This window comes from Acinetobacter colistiniresistens (assembly GCF_000413935.1).
GTDB lineage: Bacteria > Pseudomonadota > Gammaproteobacteria > Pseudomonadales > Moraxellaceae > Acinetobacter > Acinetobacter colistiniresistens.
The window spans coordinates 353402-370098 of sequence record NZ_KE340381.1 but is presented as its reverse complement, the minus strand read 5'-3'; the positions used below and the strand labels follow the sequence as shown (position 1 = coordinate 370098).

The following is a 16697-nucleotide window of genomic DNA, read 5'->3' as shown; positions in this document are numbered from 1 at the left end:
CTAGGATTAGAAGCTTTTGGTCAATGATAGAGTCACGGTTGAATCAATCGGATTGGAGACTTTGGCGTTAGGATTGCCATTGCTGTATTGCTGATAAAAACTGTCTTTATCCCATGCCTTGCTATAGGTCAAACTGCTGGAAAGGTTATAAGGCAGTTCTTTGTTGACGGCAAAGCTGGCATCTTGGAAGTTGGCGGCAGAAAAGTTTTTAATGCGCTGGTTGCCATAATGCGCATTGACTGACCAACCTTGTGTGATTGGTTGATGCCAATTGACATCCAGATAACCTGAGCCACGTGAGTGCTTATTGTTGCCGATGCCTAAAGTATCCGAATTATTGCCAAAATAATCTTGGGTATAGGTGATGGCATATTTTACGCTGAGCGGGCCGTAGCTGATTTCAGGAATAATTTCTCCATAATCAAAGCGGCTATTGCCTGTTTCGGCTGTGGTTTTCGCGCCGGGATAATAGTAATAGGCGACTTTAGTGCCAACGGTGATATCGCCAAAACTGTGGCTATAGCCGGTATACACATCCCACTCGACCGAGGCATCCCGAATAAAATGATCACTTACGGTCGATGCCCAAGTGCCTGCATAAAAACCGCTGCTATGGTTGTAGTCCAATCCACCTTGCAAGGCGGTTTTACCCCAAGTTTGTTGAAAACCACGTGAAACGTATTGGCTGGCTGCAGTGATATTAGCAGAGTAAGGTGAGGTCGGTTCAGTGGCATGCGTGCTTTGAAAAGAAAAAGCGAAGGGTGCAATCAATAATAATTTTTTCATCATTTCTCCCTGAATGAAGTGATACCCGAAGCTGAGCTTCGGGTATCCCTGAGGAATTTCTTCCTTATAGTATTGAACGTAACGGCGCTTGACGTACAGGTGCTGTACCTGCTTTGTAATAGCCTGCCTCAGAACGAGGGAGTTTTTGACCACGGATTTGATCGGCAATTTTTTCTGCGATCATAATGGTGGTGGCATTTAAGTTACCGGTAATGATCAATGGCATGATGGAAGCATCGACCACACGTAAGCCTTGTACGCCATGTACGCGACCTTGTCCATCGACCACCGCCATATCATCTTCACCCATCTTGCAGCTACATGAAGGATGGAATGCTGTTTCCGCATGGCTACGTACGAACTCATCCAGTTCTGCATCGGTCTGGATGTGTTTACCCGGACTGATTTCTTCACCACGATACGGATCAAGCGCAGGCTGCGCCATGATTTCACGGGTGATACGGATTGCATCACGGAATTCACGCCAGTCTTGTTCTGTAGACATGTAGTTAAACAAGATACTTGGATGTTCAAACGGATCTTTTGATTTGAGCTTGATGCGACCACGCGAAGGCGAGCGCATTGAACCAACATGGGCTTGGAAGCCATGCTCTTTTACTGCATTACTGCCGTTGTAGTTAATCGCCACAGGCAAGAAGTGGTACTGGATATTCGGCCAGTCAAATTCTTCAGAACTGCGGATAAAGCCGCCTGCTTCGAACTGGTTACTTGCACCCACACCTGTGCCATTGAATAACCATTCAGCACCAATCGCAGGTTGGTTATACCATTGCAACGCAGGGTAAAGTGACACAGGTTGCTTGCATTGATATTGCAAGTACATTTCCAAGTGATCTTGCAGGTTCTCACCCACACCGGGCAAATCATGCACCACATCAATATCCATCGATTTCAGGAAGGTACTTTCACCCACGCCTGAACGTTGTAAAATTTGTGGTGAGGCAATCGCACCTGCGCAAAGCAACACTTCACGTTTGGCCTGTGCCTGTTTCATATTGGTTTGGTCTGCGCCAATAATATATTCCACACCCACCGCCTGTTTTTGATTAAACAGGATTTTATTGGTGGTGGCGTGGGTGACGATGGTTAAATTCGGACGACCTTTGGCCATATCCAAATAACCACGCGCGGTACTTGAACGACGACCTTTAGGGGTCACGGTACGGTCCATTGGACCGAAACCTTCTTGTTGATAACCATTTAAGTCATCGGTACGTGGATAACCCGCTTGTACACCTGCTTCAACCATGGCATGGAACAGCACGTTATTGCCATTTTTAGGGGTTGCCACCGATACAGGGCCTTGGTCACCATGATAGTCATTGCCGCCAATATCGCGGGTTTCGGCTTTTTTGTAATAGGGTAAGCAGTCGGCGTAGCTCCAGTCTTCCAGACCTTTCATGCTTGCCCACTGATCCAGATCCATGGCATTACCACGGATATAGCACATGCCGTTAATCAGTGAAGAACCACCGAGGCCCTTACCACGACCACATTCCATACGGCGATTGTTCATGTGTGGTTCAGGATCGGTTTCATAGGCCCAGTTATAGCGACGGCCTTGTAAAGGAAAAGCCAAAGCGGCTGGCATTTGAGTACGGAAATCTAAACGGTAGTCTGGGCCACCGGCTTCCAAGAGTAAAACAGTCACGTCTTTGTCTTCAGTCAGACGTGTTGCGAGCACATTTCCGGCAGATCCTGCGCCAATGATAATGTAGTCATATGCTTGAGTATTCATCGTTATCCTTTTTCTATTCTTGAGGATGCCGAGGCAATCATGGGATTGCTCGGCATAGAGGATTAATTTTGAGGGTGACAGCTGAGCGCATTAGAAAATGCTGTGATACTCACCTAACTCAACTTGAACGGATTTGATACGGGTGTAATGACCCAAAGTGGTTAAGCCATTTTCACGGCCAACACCAGATTGCTTGTAGCCGCCCACTGGCATTTCAGCAGGTGATTCACCCCAGGTATTGATCCAGCAGATACCGGCTTCAAGTTGATGAATCATACGATGCGCTTTGCTAATGTCTTGAGTCACCACACCTGCAGCCAAGCCAAAGGTGGTGTCATTAGCACGACGGATCACTTCTTCCTCAGTTTCATAGCTGAGAATACTCATCACAGGGCCGAAGATTTCTTCTTGCACAATCGCCATATTATCTTGGCAGTTGCTGAATACCGTCGGGAGCACATAAGCACCTTTAGCCAAGTCACCTTCTGTGGCACGTCCACCACCAATCAACAGTTTTGCGCCTTGCTGTTTGCCTGACTCAATGAAAGACAATACTTTTTCCATATGCGGGAAACTGGTGAGTGGACCGAAATTGGTTTGCTCCGCCATCGGATCGCCAATACGAATCCGTTTTACCCGTTCTACAACGGCAGCTTCAAAATCAGCAAGCAGGGCTTTCGGTACAAACACGCGAGTACCATTGGTACAGACTTGGCCTGAGCTAAAGAAGTTTGCCATGACTGCAATATCTGCAGCACGGTCAAGGTTGGCATCATCACAGATAATCAGGGGTGATTTACCACCCAGCTCCATGGTGACTTCTTTCAAGGTCGAACCCGCAGCACTGGCCATGACTTTCTTGCCTGTTTCAACACCACCCGTGAACGAGATTTTTTCAATCACAGGATGTTCAGTCAGCCATTGACCGATGTCACGACCCGCACCTTGAACGACGTTGAAGACGCCGTCTGGAACGCCCGCTTCAGTATAGATTTCAGCAAGTTTGAATGCCGTCAGCGGCGTCGTTTCGCTTGGTTTGAAAATCATGGCATTACCCGCAGCAAGGGCAGGGGCCGATTTCCACATTGCGATTTGAATTGGGTAGTTCCACGCACCGATCCCAGCGACCACGCCAAGCGGTTCGCGACGGGTATAGAAGAAGCTGGATTCGCGTAGTGGCACTTGCTCGCCTTGAATGGCCGTGGCAAGACCTGCGTAGTATTCGATGACATCGGCACCTGTCACGATATCCACGGTTGAGGTTTCGCTGTAAGCCTTACCGGTATCGAGGGTTTCGAGTCGGGCAAGTTCATCATTACGTTCACGTAAGATGTCCACTGCACGGCGCAGGATGCGAGAACGCTCCATTGCGGTCATGGCTGCCCAGACTTTCTGGCCTTGTTGTGCGCTTTGAACAGCCGCTTCAATGTCTTGTTGTGAGGCTTGTTGAAGTGTTGCGATCACTTCACCGTTGGCAGGGTTAATGCTGTTAAATGTTTGACCACTGGTTGCTGCGACATAACGTCCGTGGATATATAACTGGTGAACTTGTGCATCACTCATTCTGTTTCTCCTGCAAAGGTTTGTTCGCAAATTGCAATTGCGTTTTTACATAATCGTAAGCAATGGAACGTGCCAACTGGCTGTCAAACTCATCATGACTGCTCAAACTGCCACGTAACCATAATCCGTCAATCAAAGCCGCCAATCCGCGAGCGGCAATGCTGGCCTGTTGTTTATCCTCTACCAACATCAAAAAATAATGCTTCAGGTTGGAATACAGGCGCTGATCATTAATTCGTTGTAAACGTCCAAGTTCGGGCAGGTGCATACTGGCTGACCAGAAGTCTAACCAGACCCGCATGGCTTGTTTGTTGACCTGACTGATATCGAAGTTGGAATCAATAATGGCCTTGATCTGGTTTTCTGGATGCGCATCTGCTTCGGTTTTATATTGGTCGGTTTTTTGACGCAAAACGTTGAGCATTTCCTGCATACAGGTATTGATTAGACCCTGTTTGTCACCAAAATAGTGACTCACGATACCTGTCGATAATTCGGCCTTTTTTGCAATCTGTGCAATGGTGGTATTGGATAACCCCACTTCAGAAATTACATAAAATGCGGCGTTAATAATCTCTTCACGTCGCACATGCTCTGGTTTAACTCTACGCTTTGTCATGCTTATCCATTTCAAGCCCTGCCAAGGTGCTTTTTATTCAACATTTCTCGATGTAGAGCATCATAACATTTTTTATCATACTTTTTATTGATTGAACGTTCAATCAATAAAAAGTATAATCTGTAAAAATCAATGAATTTTTGATTGGCAAGAACAGATGTAAAGTAATAAATCAAAGATTCTCAGGGATAAGGCGATAGGTGTTAAATGATACTTATCACATTATTTTTTAAAGAAAAATACACCAATTGCAAGGAGCAAGAACATGGTGTCAAAAAGTAATGAAGGATCCCCATCCGAACCCATACGTTTAAATTTGTTTGTTTTTTGGAGCTCCGCAATCAGTATCGGCATTTTTGGCCTATTGTTTGTGTTGTTTCCGCAGCGCAGCCAGTTCTGGTTGACCTATATCCAAGGGCAGGCCAATCAATTGTTTGGTTGGTACTACATGTTGGTGATCGTGGTTTGTTTAGGTTTTGTTGCTTGGCTGGCGTTTTCACGGGTTGGGCAGATTCCTTTGGGCAAAGATGACGATAAACCAGAATTTGGTTATCTGGCTTGGGTGTCGATGTTGTTTTCGGCAGGGATCGGGATTGCATTGTTATATTACGGTGTGGCTGAGCCTGTTGACCATTTCCTGCGACCGCCAGAAGGTCAGGGTGGAACGATTCAAGCTGCACGTGATGCCATGATGTACAGCTTTTTACATTGGGGCATTCATGGTTGGGTGTTGTATGCCTTGCTGGGTGTTACCTTGGGTTATTTTGCCTTCCGTCGAGATTTGCCGTTGGCCTTGCGTTCTGCGCTGTATCCGATTTTTGGTGAGCGGATTCATGGTTTGATTGGAGATTTTGTCGATGGCTTCGGGATTTTAGCCACAGTCATTTCTTTGGTGACTAACTTGGGCATCGGGGCCTTGGTACTGGTCTCAGGTCTACATTATCTTCTCCCAGAAATTCCCAATAACCAGACCACACTGATTGCGGTGGTGTTGTTGATGATGTCCGTGGCGACCATTACTACCGTGGTCGGAATTGAAAAAGGTCTGGCGTGGTTATCGCGGATTAATCTACGATTACTCTATGCCTTATTATTATTCGTGTTCCTGACAGGCCCAACCAATCATCTGTTGAATGGTTTGGTGCAGAATATGGGCGATTATCTCGATCATTTTCTGGCAAAAAGCTTTGATATGTATCTCTACAACAGTAAAGCAGGTGAATGGTTAGGTTCATGGACAGTGTTTTATTGGGCATGGTGGATTGCATGGGCGCCATTCGTGGGCATGTTTATTGCGCGGATTTCTAAAGGCCGTACCATTCGCGAAGTGGTGTTGGGTGTCTGCCTGATTCCACTCGGTTTTACCTTGGCTTGGATCTCGATTTTTGGCAATACTGCAATCTATTTTATTCTGGAACAGAAGCAAAAAATCCTCGGTGATCTGGTCATGACTGACCCTGCCTTGTCCTTATTTAAGCTTCTCGAATTTTTACCGTTCAATCCCTATATTGCCGGGATTGTTGTTGTGATTTGTTTCGTATTGTTTTTGACCCCTGTGGGTTCTGGTACACTCATGATCGCAAATCTGTCCTCGAAAGGGGGTAGCAATGAAAGTGATTCGCCGATTTGGTTAAGAATTTTCTGGTCTGTGGTGATTACCATTGTCAGTATTGGTCTGCTGTTGGCAGGGAGTTTCCACTCCATGCAAAGTGCCGTGGTGCTGTGTGGTTTACCATTTTCCGTTATTATTTTGCTGTATATGTTTGGCCTCGCCAAAGCACTAAAACAGGATCAATTTCGTCCTACACCACCGCAAGTGATAACGCAGGTAACTCAGTCATCACCAGCTATAACTGAAAAATCAGAAACATTGTAATTCGGGTAAATGACTTTTATTTTTCATTTTTTATTCAGACATGTCTTTTCATTGATGCAAAGATGGAAAGACGTAGATGAATATTTTCTTTTTGTTCTCTAACTCCCTGAGGATTGTATGGCAACAGATAATCCAAGAGCGGTTGATGATTCTACATTAGCGAATAAAGACCAGTTAAATCGTGTGGTCTTTTATGTTTCAGCTCTACTTATTTTAACATTTGCACTGGTTACGATTTTTTTTAATGACTTTGCCAACCACTTACTCAATGTGGTGCTGGCTTGGGTTAGTGATAAATTCAGCTGGTATTATTTGCTGGCAGCAACGCTGTATCTGATCTTCGTGATCTTTATTGCCTGCTCGCGTTATGGTGATATCAAGCTCGGGCCGAAGCACTCTAAACCCGAGTTTAGTCTGCTGAGTTGGTCGGCGATGCTGTTCGCAGCGGGGATCGGCACAGACTTGATGTTCTTCTCGGTGGCTGAGCCGCTGTCTCATTATATGAATCCACCTGTGGGCGAGGGGCAGACCTTTGAAGCTGCTCGTCAGGGCATGGTCTGGACCCTGTTCCACTACGGCTTAACCGGTTGGGGCATGTATGCACTGGTCGGGATGGCCTTGGGCTATTTCAGTTATCGTTATAACTTGCCGCTGACCATTCGTTCTGCCTTATACCCAATCTTTGGTAATAAAATTGACGGGCCAATTGGGCATACCGTCGATACCGCTGCGGTGATTGGCACCATCTTTGGTATCGCAACCACCTGTGGTATCGCCGTCGTTCAGATCAACTATGGTCTGCATGTACTGTTTGATGTACCTGAAAACCTTTGGATTCAGATTGCCCTGATTGGCCTTGCTGTAATTGTCACCATTATTTCGGTGACCGCAGGGGTGAATAAAGGCATCAAGGTGCTGTCTGAAATCAATATCTATGCCGCAATTGGCCTGATGTTGTTTGTCCTGTTCCTCGGCAATACCGAATTTCTGCTCAATGCCTTGGTGCAAAACTTTGGTGACTATATCAGCCGTTTCCCGAGTCTGGCGCTGGAAAGTTTTGCCTTTGACCGCCCGAAAGACTGGATGAACAGTTGGACCTTGTTCTTCTGGGCATGGTGGGTGGCATGGTCGCCATTTGTGGGGCTATTCTTGGCACGTATTTCACGTGGTCGTACCATTCGTGAGTTCGTCTGTGGCACCCTGATCATTCCCTTATTATTTACGATTACATGGTTGTCTATTTTCGGAAATAGCGCCTTATATAACGTGATTTTTGAAGGCAATACGGCACTGGCACAAACGGTTTTGACTGATCCTGCACATGGTTTTTATGACCTGTTGGCGCAATATCCGGGCTTTACCTTTATTGCGGGTGTGGCCACCATTACTGGTTTGCTGTTCTATGTGACGTCTGCGGATTCAGGTGCTTTGGTACTCGGTAACTTTACCACCAAGTTTTCCAATGTTGACAATGACGCACCGCGTTGGCTGAGAATTTTCTGGGCAACGGCAATTGGTTTACTCACGATCGCGATGTTGATGGCGAACGGGATTACAGCCCTGCAAAGCGCCACGGTGATCATGGGCTTGCCGTTTAGTTTTGTGATGTTGTTGGTGATGGCGGGCTTATATAAATCCTTGCGTTTAGAGGATTATCGTAAAGCCAGTCGTAGCTTAAATGCGGCACCTGTGGTTGGAAACGTGGACATCCTGAACTGGAAGCAGCGCTTATCCCGTGTCATGCATCATCCGGGCAGTAGTGAAACTCAACGTATGCTCGACAGTGTATGTAAGCCAGCGGTACAGACCGTGGCGGATGAGTTGATCAAGCGTGGCATGAATGTGGAAGTGACGCAGGGCGAGGTCGATGAAAGCGACAGCCTGTACCATCTGGATCTCACCATCTACATCGAAGAAGAGCATAACTTCGTGTACCAGATCTGGCCGGTACGTTATATCGCACCGACCTTTAGTGAGCGTGGTAAACGTGGCAAGCAGTTCTACTACCGTTTAGAGACTTTCTTGTATGAAGGTTCTCAGGACAATGACTTGGTGGGATACACCAAAGAACAGGTGATTAATGACATTCTGGATAAGTATGAACGTCATATGACTTTCTTGCATATCAATCGGATTAGTCCTGGTAACCGTCCTTTGTATCCAGATTCACAAGACTAAGCCTTCCATAAAAAACCTCACTGCACGTGAGGTTTTTTATGGGCTGAATTATAAGGCGCCGTATTTTTGCCATGTTTCACCGGTTTCATAAGGGGCATAGTGGCTTTTTAGTTCATGCAAGGACTGGCTTTGATAGATGGCAAAGATGATCATAATCAAAAACAGGCTGATCAGTTTAATGGCACGTTTATTTTTATATTCGCCTGAATAGAGATAGAAAATACAATAGAAGGCAATCATCAGATAGGTACAAAACAGCGAGTTAAATACCAGATAGACCAGTAATACGGCGGTGATGGCCAAGGCAATTCGATTTTTTAAGGTGCTTGGTCGCAGGCTGAGAATATTTAAGATTAACAGACCGAAAGAAGTCCAGAACAGATAGGCTTGGCCGCCAATCACCACAATATAGGTGGACTGCAGCCACAAGAGTACGAGCCATACAAAAACGGAAAAAATGATAAATTTAGATAGGCCTGAAGCGGGCGGCAAAGTATGTTTCATATTACATTGGTTTTTTAAATAGCTGTTTGTTTGAGAAATTAAAAACGAAAATTCAATAAATCTTTGGTTTTGATCTTTGTTAATACAACACAGAGCAAAGAAAGTGATCCACCAATCAACATTGCAGGCACTACACTGAAAAAGCGTGTCATCACACTGGACTGCAAGGCACCCAGTTCATTACTTGAGGTGACAAAGATGCCATTAATGGCAGCAATGCGTCCAAGCATGTCCTTGGGGGGAATCAGTTGCAGTATGGTTTGACGAATAACAATGTTGATGCTGTCACAGGCACCCATAATAATGAGAACTGCGACAGAAAAATAGAGCTGTCTGGTAACAGCAAATAACAAGGTGCATAGTGCAAAGCCTGCCACTGCAATTAACATGATTTGCCATGGTCGGGACTTGGGTGGATAGCGGACTAAAATCACCATCATCAGCAAGCCGCCAAACGCAGGCGCAGCGCGTAATAGACCAAAACCATCGGCGCCGACATGCAAAATATCTTGGGCAAAAATGGGGAGCAGCGCGATGATGCCGCCAAAGAAAACGGAACCAAGATCGAGAAACATCGCCCAGAAAATAATTTTGGTTTTAAAAATAAATTGCAGTGCTTCTTTCAGACTTTGTGTTATCGACTCGGTTTGCAGTTGTGGAAACGCTCGTTTTTGTAAACACCACAGCGCGATACAGCCAATCAGAAAAAGTGCCACGATCACGGCAAAGGTAATCTCTAAATTGAGATGAGCCAGTAAAAAGCCGCCGATTACAGGGGCAAGAATGCCACAGGCCTGCCAGCACATACTGGTCCATGTTGCCGCATTGGCATACAGATGTTCAGGAATCACAAAGGGGCGTAAGGAGTTGAAGCAGGGGCTATAAATACCGCGAATACAGCCAAATAAAAACAGGATACTGAAGGTTGCAATGAGTAAGAGGTTGGAACTGATTTTATCCGCCTGAAACAGATCAAAGCAGATCCATAAGCCAAGCGATAGGGGAATGGCTAAACTAAAACTGATTTGCAAAATACGCTGCCGATTAAAGCGGTCAGCAATATAACCGCCCCATAAAGACAGGGCGAGAAAAGGCAAAAAATCCATGATCCCGACCAAGCCGAGAATCAGCGGGTTTTTGGTGATTTGATACAGATGAAACGCCACCAGCACTTCTTGAATCAGTACCGCAAAGGTTAGGCAGCATTGATTGAGGGTCAATAACCTAAAGTCACGACTGGCAAATGCAGCAAAAGCAGAATCGGGTACAGCAGAAGGCATAGGGCGAAAAATATAAAAGGCAGAATGAGAAAAGGGAAGAGCCGAAACTCCTCCCTTTTGATTTAGGCTTGGCCTTGCTTATTGTGCAACAGCTTCCGCTTTTTCTACTTTCTTGGCAGGAACCAAGTTTGCAGGTGTCGTATAGTTCAAGCCCAAAGTTGAACTTGAGTAATGACGGATTTGATCTAACAACGCAGGATCGGTTGAAAGGTCTTTGCCATAAGAACGAACGATCTCATGCAATTTCTCATTCCAAACACCTTTGGTTTGCTCTGGGAATGCTTTTTCAAGCAAGTTGAGCATGATGTAAGGAGAGGTTGATGCACCTGGAGAAGCACCTAACAACGCCGTTACAGACTTGTCTTTAGACGCAAAGATTTCTGTACCGAATTGCAATTTCGCAGGTTTACCCGGCTCTTTTTTGATGATCTGAACGCGTTGACCACCTTGTTGTAAATGCCAGTCTTTTGGATCAGCTTCAGGGTAGTATTTTTTCAACTCGTTGAAACGATCAGCATCAGACATCAACACTTGGCTTACGAGATACTGAACAAGGTCAGCATTTTGTAGACCAATTGCAGCCATAGGCAAGACGTTGTTTTTGTTGGTTGATGCAAGCAAATCAAGTTGTGAACCATTTTTCAGGAACTTGTTTGAATAGGTTGCGAATGGGCCAAACAACACATATTTTTTACCGTCGATATAACGGGTATCAATATGTGGAACAGACATTGGAGGCGCACCAAGATCAGCACGGCCATAGACTTTGGCTGTGTGTTTTGCAGTGACCGCAGGGTTGTCAGTCACAAGGAACTCACCACCTACAGGGAAGCCTGCATATTGTTGTGCTTCTGGTAAGCCAGTCATTTGCAATAATTTAATTGCAGCACCGCCCGCACCAATAAATACGAAACGTGTTTTAACATGATCAACTTTGCCAGATTTCAAATCTTTGAATGCAACAGACCAAGTGTTGTCGTCATTCTTGCTGATACCTGTTACTTCAGTTGAAGTGCTGAGTTTGAAGTTTGGACTCTTTTCGAGGTGGTTGATCAACTGAGTGGTGATTGCACCGTAGTTCACGTCAGAACCAACGTCCATACGGGTTGCTGCCACTTTTTGTTGAGGATCACGACCATCCATCACCAAAGGTGCCCATTTCTGAATTTCAGCTTTGTCTTCGCTCATTTTCATGCCCGCGAATAACGGGTTTTGAACCATGGCAGCATAACGCTTTTCCATGAAGTTCACGTTATCGCCCCACACAAATGCAATGTGTGGTACTGGGTTAATGAACGTATTTGGTGTTTCTAACACACCTTGTTTCACTTGGTAAGCCCAGAATTGCTTGGCAATTTCAAACTGGCCAGCCACGTTGATGGCTTTAGAAATGTCCATTTTACCGTCTTTTTCTTCGGTATAGTTCATTTCCATAAAGCCAGAGTGACCTGTACCCGCATTGTTAAAACCGTTTGAACTTTCTTGTGCAACAGCATCAAGACGTTCATACATGCGGATGTTCCAGTCTGGTTGTAATTCGTTGAGGTAAGTACCTAAAGTGGCGCTCATGATCCCGCCACCGATCAGTACAACATCGACAGTAGGTTCGTTGTTGGTGGTTTTAATTGCCTTAGACGCAACTGGTCTAAAAAGAAAGGCAATTGCAATAATAATCAGTACGACGAGCAGTACTAATAAATATTTCCAAAATTTTTTCATTCAATTTACCTTAAAAATTAAATGACGCTCTATATGACAAGCGATATAGAGAGAAAGAATTTAAATGATGATACAGACGCAATAAAGGTACATCAGCAAAGGGTTGGCCTTTACACTGATGTTAGAGAGGTTAGTTCATGAATTTTACTTTAATTTAGATGGTGTTTTGGTTGAACTAATGTTTCAAAATGTACAAATCAAGTCGCTTTAGATTAAATATTGTATTTTTATTGTGTAAAGTTCTAGTAAATCTGAGGTTTATAGTTTAGAGAGATGAGTCACATTTTGACCAGATACGATGATGTGCACAATAAAAAAACAGGCTTAGCTATGCATAATGGTGTAAATAGTTTCCCCAAACTGACTGATTTATATCCTATCTGTAGCGATCCGATGTATACATCCGATAAGATGGTTGAGATGGGCTTATTTTATTCATACATGAATGTGTTGGATTGGCCTAAATGGTTTAAATTTGTGTTTTTAAAGTCTGTTATTTGATTATAAAAATACACTTATATCATAATTTAAAATTAATAAATAATATAGCTATTTGAAAAATAATAAGAAAATTACTTTGGCCCAAAGTGTAGCATTGACACCCTTAGACCCACTGATTATTCTTTAAGCGCTGGCCTACATCGCCAGCCGGTTTTGACAGACCGTTTCCTAAGTACATTGAAAAACCTTGTTTTTTTGATGTAGACTTGTTCGTCCCTCTTTTGTAGCGGTAGGGCGAAAGGGGGACGCCTTCGGGCGTGCTGATTCTTAGGTTCAGTCTGTCAACCCTCTTTCTCCCTGCCACCATAATCTTTATGTCTTGGCAGAATTCCGAATGATTTAGGAGTTGGCCATGCATCGTATTTCTATTCTTCTTTATTATTAGTCTTTGACACCGTTTGATTGCCCTTAGGTTTTCAAGCGTAACTTCGTCACGATTAAAACATCAGATCAACAATAAAACTTGAGATGCGCTCAGGCCGTCTTATCGGGTTTTTGCATGCCTTTTTTTTGCAAATTACAGCATTGCAGGGCGTTTTATCTCAATTTCGATGGAATAAAAATGATTTTAAAAGGGAAATACTATGCCACCTTTTGCTTTATCTAATCGTACATCAAGGGTGCTCGATACCTCCCGAACCCTGTTTAGTCTAGATGGTTTTCATCATGTTGGGGTCGACCTGATTATTGAAGTGTCACAAGTTGCCAAAGGCACATTTTATAAATACTTCGACTCCAAAGAACAACTGATTGAAATGGTGCTGAATGCACAGAGAACGGCACTCAAAAAAGAAGTACGTTCAATTATTTATGTCGATAAAAACTTATCAGAACGCGAAAAGCTAACGCAGATTTTCTGTCTACATGCCGATCTGGAAGGACTGTACCATTTATTGTTTCGGGCGGTTTTTGAAATTAAAACACGTTATCCGAAAGCTTATGAGATGGTGGTGGAGTACCGAAACTGGTTGATTCGTGAAATTTATATGTTGTTGGTAAGAGTGGATATTAATGCTGCAAAAGCAGATGCACAGATGTTTTTGTTTGTGGTGGATGGGGCGATGGTGCAGTTGTTGAGTGGTCATAAAGTGGATAAAGGGAAGTTGTTGGAAGGATGGTTGGTGGGGGTGAGGAGTCCCATTATTTAAGGCGGGTTGAACCACTAAAAATACTTGAGTCAGTTTTCTGTGTCGAGGTGAATAAGGGAGGATAGTAGGGGGTAATATAGTTGTAAGTTTAACTTTAAAAGTGTATAAAAATTATTAAGATAATTTAAATTTTTTATCTTGACTGATTGCTTTTTATTAAGAGTATGAGGGTGTGAATATGATCGTATTTAATTTTTACAGTATTTTTTTCTCATCTTTTGTTTCTTCGTTGAGTTGGTTTTTTTTCTATTTAATAGAAGAGTTTTTTGCCGAGATTTTAAATGTGTTTCAGCTTGAAAATCTGTATGTTGAAGCTTTTGTAATGGTGTTGAGCATTTTTTTAACAAATCCTATTTTTAAGAAGCTATTTAAGAAACGAATTAGAGAAGCTTGTCTAATAAATTTTATGACATATCGACTGAATTTTGAAATTTCTAGATTTAAATAGTTTTATAAAAAAACCGCCATCTCGGCGGTTTTTTCTAGTTGGTGACGTCACGTGACACGTCCTTTGTCATCATCGAATACATAAATTCAAAAACTTCTAAATCCTTGTGATACATAATAACAATAATCAGCGACACAACCTATGTCATTTTTGGGTAAAATGACACAACAGCTGTCATTTTTTCCTTGAGCAAAAAAATTAAGATCATTTTAGATTTGTAATAAAATCACTCTTCTATTGATTGTTTATTAAAATTAGTCAGAATTTCAAGAATATCTTCTAGTGAAATGATATTTTCATTATAAAAAGCATAAGTGTTATTACTCGGAATTCTACCTGCAGAAGTACCAATATCTTAGCGGTATACTATTAATTTTCTGAGGGTAATAGAAATTAAAAAGTGTATTAAAATCCTCATGTAAAGCAGCATTTTATGTAGTTTGTGAAAAGCTAAATTCAGTTTCAAGCATATACCATTTGGAGAATAATTCTTCTACAAGCTGCTCGAAATTTAATGTTCCATTTCTGGAATGATAAATGAGAGTAAGTACTGGCAATGTAGAACTCATGTAATTAACTTCTTTGATTATTAATTGTAGTACAAAACTAAATTATTGGAACAAATCTGGATTAAAAGTTATAAAATTAAGATACACTACATAAATCTTGGATCATTAATTAAATATTAGGTGTAGAACGGTAAGATTCATAAAAAATTCCATCCAGTGATAAATATGTTTTTAGAAATTAGTTAAGATACTAAAATATATAAGTTAACTAAGCTAAATTTTGCATAAGCTGTATTGAGTTAATTTTAGAAAAACTTAAAATAAGCATTACTAAATCTATAAAATATTTTAATTTATTAAATTAACATATGGATTGATGGATTGATGGATTGATGGATTGATGGATTGATGGATTGATGGATTGATGGATTGATGGATTGATGGATTGATGGATTGATGGATTGATGAATTTATAAAATTAGGAATTTAGTTGAAAACATATTCTATAGGTTGAAACAATTCAGAGTAACTGTAATTATATATGATAAGCTAAAGTGCAGTTATGAAGGTGAAGTTGCTTTATCCTGTATATTTATTTGGTTCCTATATCAGGTAAATTTTATACTTGAAATGTCGACACACCTTAAAAATATCAATTTATCTCTTAATCTGAGTCTACGAAATGTATATCTTTATTGATGAATCTGGTTTGTTTAGACCAACTGATAATAATCGTGCATGTAGTACTATCGGTGCACTTTGTGTACCTGATGAGTCCATGGAGAAATTAGAAAATGCCTTAAATGATCTTAAAAAGGCTTTAGATATCGAAAGTGAAAATGAAATTAAAAACCCAAGACCAGATTGTTCTTCACAACCTTTTGAATTATTCATCACCGAATTAAAATCTTTAAATTGTAGTTTTGAGGCATTAGTTACCAATATTTCTATTGATGAATCAGAAACAATTGTTCAAAGAAAGAACTCAATTATCAAAGGTATTGAAAAACATATCGAAAAAGAACAATTAGTAGGAGATGAATTAAATCATTCAATGGAGATTAAAAGTTTATTAGAAAATCTAAGCCTTCAATTATTTCAACAAGTTTATATGCAATGTCATTTACTAGTAGGATTAATTGAAAAAGCTGTAAACTTTTATGCAAAATTATCCCCCCAATCATTGTCATCATTTCAGTGGAGATTAGATCAAAAAGGAATAGAGGCTAACGCAAAAAAATTTGAAAAAGTTTTTGAATCCTTATACTTAACTATTGCTGTTTCTTCAACTTTACGTAGTCCCATGAGATTAGTAGCCGGAGAAGGTAAAGACTTTAATTATTTACTAAAGTCATTCTATACTAAAAAATGTGATGAAAAACTAGAGAGTGACGCTAAATTTTATGAAATTGATCTGCCTACATTAAAAGACGATATGTACCCAATCCAATTAGGTCTTATTTTAGGTGATGACTTTAAATTCACAGATTCAAAAACATCTCATGGTTTACAAGTAGTAGATTTATTAGTAAGTAGCACTAATCGTTGCCTTAAAAAAAATTTTACAGACAATGAAAAAATGGCCAGACTCTTAGGAGGACTCATGATAAATTCACCAGATTATGGGAAATATGCTCTTAGAACAGTTTGTTTTGATGGAAGTATTAGTCACGCAAAAGGTACTGAAGATACGATTGAACTCTATGAACTTATGGATCAATCATCAAATAAAGTCTTTACTGAAGAATTTAAAAAAAATCTATTTATAAATATGAAGAAAGCGCAAAGCACATAATTAGTTGCAGGG

12 protein-coding genes and 1 pseudogene are annotated in these 16697 nt (G+C 41.8%); 6 read left to right on the top strand and 7 right to left on the bottom strand.

What is annotated here, in order from left to right; genetic code table 11:
• Window positions 1-6: 6 nt before the first annotated feature.
• The 4 genes from F907_RS03795 to betI form a co-directional block, all read right to left on the bottom strand.
• Complete coding sequence (locus F907_RS03795; RefSeq protein ID WP_081402449.1) at window positions 7-789, bottom strand: TorF family putative porin; 783 nt, start codon at window positions 787-789, stop codon at window positions 7-9.
• Between the two features lie 61 nt (window positions 790-850).
• The gene (gene betA / locus F907_RS03800; RefSeq protein ID WP_016652976.1) at window positions 851-2545 is read right to left on the bottom strand and encodes a choline dehydrogenase; all 1695 of its coding nucleotides are present in this window, start codon (window positions 2543-2545) and stop codon (window positions 851-853) included.
• A gap of 90 nt (window positions 2546-2635) precedes the next feature.
• Window positions 2636-4108: a betaine-aldehyde dehydrogenase gene (gene betB, locus F907_RS03805; RefSeq protein WP_016652975.1), complete on the bottom strand. Its 1473-nt coding sequence runs from the start codon at window positions 4106-4108 to the stop codon at window positions 2636-2638.
• Window positions 4101-4727, bottom strand: coding sequence for a transcriptional regulator BetI (betI, locus tag F907_RS03810; protein ID WP_016652974.1), 627 nt, complete (start codon window positions 4725-4727; stop codon window positions 4101-4103). Before betI ends, betB begins: the two co-directional genes overlap by 8 nt.
• Window positions 4728-4992: 265 nt before the next feature.
• Here betI and F907_RS03815 point away from each other — a divergent pair, with 265 nt between their 5' ends.
• Together F907_RS03815 and F907_RS03820 are read left to right on the top strand one after the other, a co-directional pair.
• On the top strand, window positions 4993-6603 hold the full coding sequence (locus F907_RS03815) for a BCCT family transporter (RefSeq protein WP_016652973.1): 1611 nt from the start codon (window positions 4993-4995) through the stop codon (window positions 6601-6603).
• 117 nt (window positions 6604-6720) lie between these two features.
• Window positions 6721-8781 carry a choline transporter gene (locus tag F907_RS03820; RefSeq protein ID WP_016652972.1) on the top strand — a complete coding sequence of 687 codons (2061 nt, stop codon included), beginning with the start codon at window positions 6721-6723 and terminating at the stop codon, window positions 8779-8781.
• Between the two features lie 48 nt (window positions 8782-8829).
• Here F907_RS03820 and F907_RS03825 read toward each other — a convergent pair whose 3' ends face one another.
• From F907_RS03825 to mqo, 3 genes are all read right to left on the bottom strand, one after another.
• Window positions 8830-9285 carry a hypothetical protein gene (locus F907_RS03825; RefSeq protein ID WP_016652971.1) on the bottom strand — a complete coding sequence of 152 codons (456 nt, stop codon included), beginning with the start codon at window positions 9283-9285 and terminating at the stop codon, window positions 8830-8832.
• Window positions 9286-9323: 38 nt separating this feature from the next.
• A complete protein-coding gene (locus tag F907_RS03830; protein WP_016652970.1) occupies window positions 9324-10565 on the bottom strand; it encodes an MFS transporter in 1242 nt (413 codons plus the stop codon).
• A 78-nt stretch (window positions 10566-10643) separates the two neighbouring features.
• Window positions 10644-12284, bottom strand: coding sequence for a malate dehydrogenase (quinone) (gene mqo / locus F907_RS03835; protein ID WP_016652969.1), 1641 nt, complete (start codon window positions 12282-12284; stop codon window positions 10644-10646).
• Between the two features lie 1085 nt (window positions 12285-13369).
• On the opposite strand from mqo, the gene F907_RS03845 reads away from it, so the two are divergent.
• The 4 genes and pseudogenes from F907_RS03845 (at window position 13370) to F907_RS03855 (ending at window position 16685) form a co-directional block, all read left to right on the top strand.
• On the top strand, window positions 13370-13933 hold the full coding sequence (locus tag F907_RS03845) for a TetR/AcrR family transcriptional regulator (RefSeq protein ID WP_016652967.1): 564 nt from the start codon (window positions 13370-13372) through the stop codon (window positions 13931-13933).
• Window positions 13934-14111: 178 nt separating this feature from the next.
• Window positions 14112-14381, top strand: a complete 270-nt coding sequence (locus F907_RS19300; RefSeq protein ID WP_016652966.1) for a hypothetical protein — start codon at window positions 14112-14114, stop codon at window positions 14379-14381.
• Window positions 14382-15358: 977 nt separating this feature from the next.
• Window positions 15359-15519 (top strand): annotated as a pseudogene (locus F907_RS18590) (IS5/IS1182 family transposase); the annotation flags it as partial.
• A 53-nt stretch (window positions 15520-15572) separates the two neighbouring features.
• Window positions 15573-16685, top strand: coding sequence for a DUF3800 domain-containing protein (locus F907_RS03855; RefSeq protein WP_016652965.1), 1113 nt, complete (start codon window positions 15573-15575; stop codon window positions 16683-16685).
• Window positions 16686-16697: the final 12 nt, after the last annotated feature.

Excerpts from the sequence above, each read along its gene's own strand:
- F907_RS03820 (WP_016652972.1), top strand. The coding sequence starts at position 6,721 with ATGGCAACAGATAATCCAAGAGCGGTTGATGATTCTACATTAGCGAAT.
- mqo (WP_016652969.1), bottom strand. The coding sequence starts at position 12,284 with ATGAAAAAATTTTGGAAATATTTATTAGTACTGCTCGTCGTACTGATT.
- betI (WP_016652974.1), bottom strand. The coding sequence starts at position 4,727 with ATGACAAAGCGTAGAGTTAAACCAGAGCATGTGCGACGTGAAGAGATT.
- F907_RS03855 (WP_016652965.1), top strand. The coding sequence starts at position 15,573 with ATGTATATCTTTATTGATGAATCTGGTTTGTTTAGACCAACTGATAAT.
- F907_RS03845 (WP_016652967.1), top strand. The coding sequence starts at position 13,370 with ATGCCACCTTTTGCTTTATCTAATCGTACATCAAGGGTGCTCGATACC.
- F907_RS19300 (WP_016652966.1), top strand. The coding sequence starts at position 14,112 with ATGATCGTATTTAATTTTTACAGTATTTTTTTCTCATCTTTTGTTTCT.
- F907_RS03830 (WP_016652970.1), bottom strand. The coding sequence starts at position 10,565 with ATGCCTTCTGCTGTACCCGATTCTGCTTTTGCTGCATTTGCCAGTCGT.
- F907_RS03825 (WP_016652971.1), bottom strand. The coding sequence starts at position 9,285 with ATGAAACATACTTTGCCGCCCGCTTCAGGCCTATCTAAATTTATCATT.
- F907_RS03795 (WP_081402449.1), bottom strand. The coding sequence starts at position 789 with ATGATGAAAAAATTATTATTGATTGCACCCTTCGCTTTTTCTTTTCAA.
- betA (WP_016652976.1), bottom strand. The coding sequence starts at position 2,545 with ATGAATACTCAAGCATATGACTACATTATCATTGGCGCAGGATCTGCC.
- betB (WP_016652975.1), bottom strand. The coding sequence starts at position 4,108 with ATGAGTGATGCACAAGTTCACCAGTTATATATCCACGGACGTTATGTC.
- F907_RS03815 (WP_016652973.1), top strand. The coding sequence starts at position 4,993 with ATGGTGTCAAAAAGTAATGAAGGATCCCCATCCGAACCCATACGTTTA.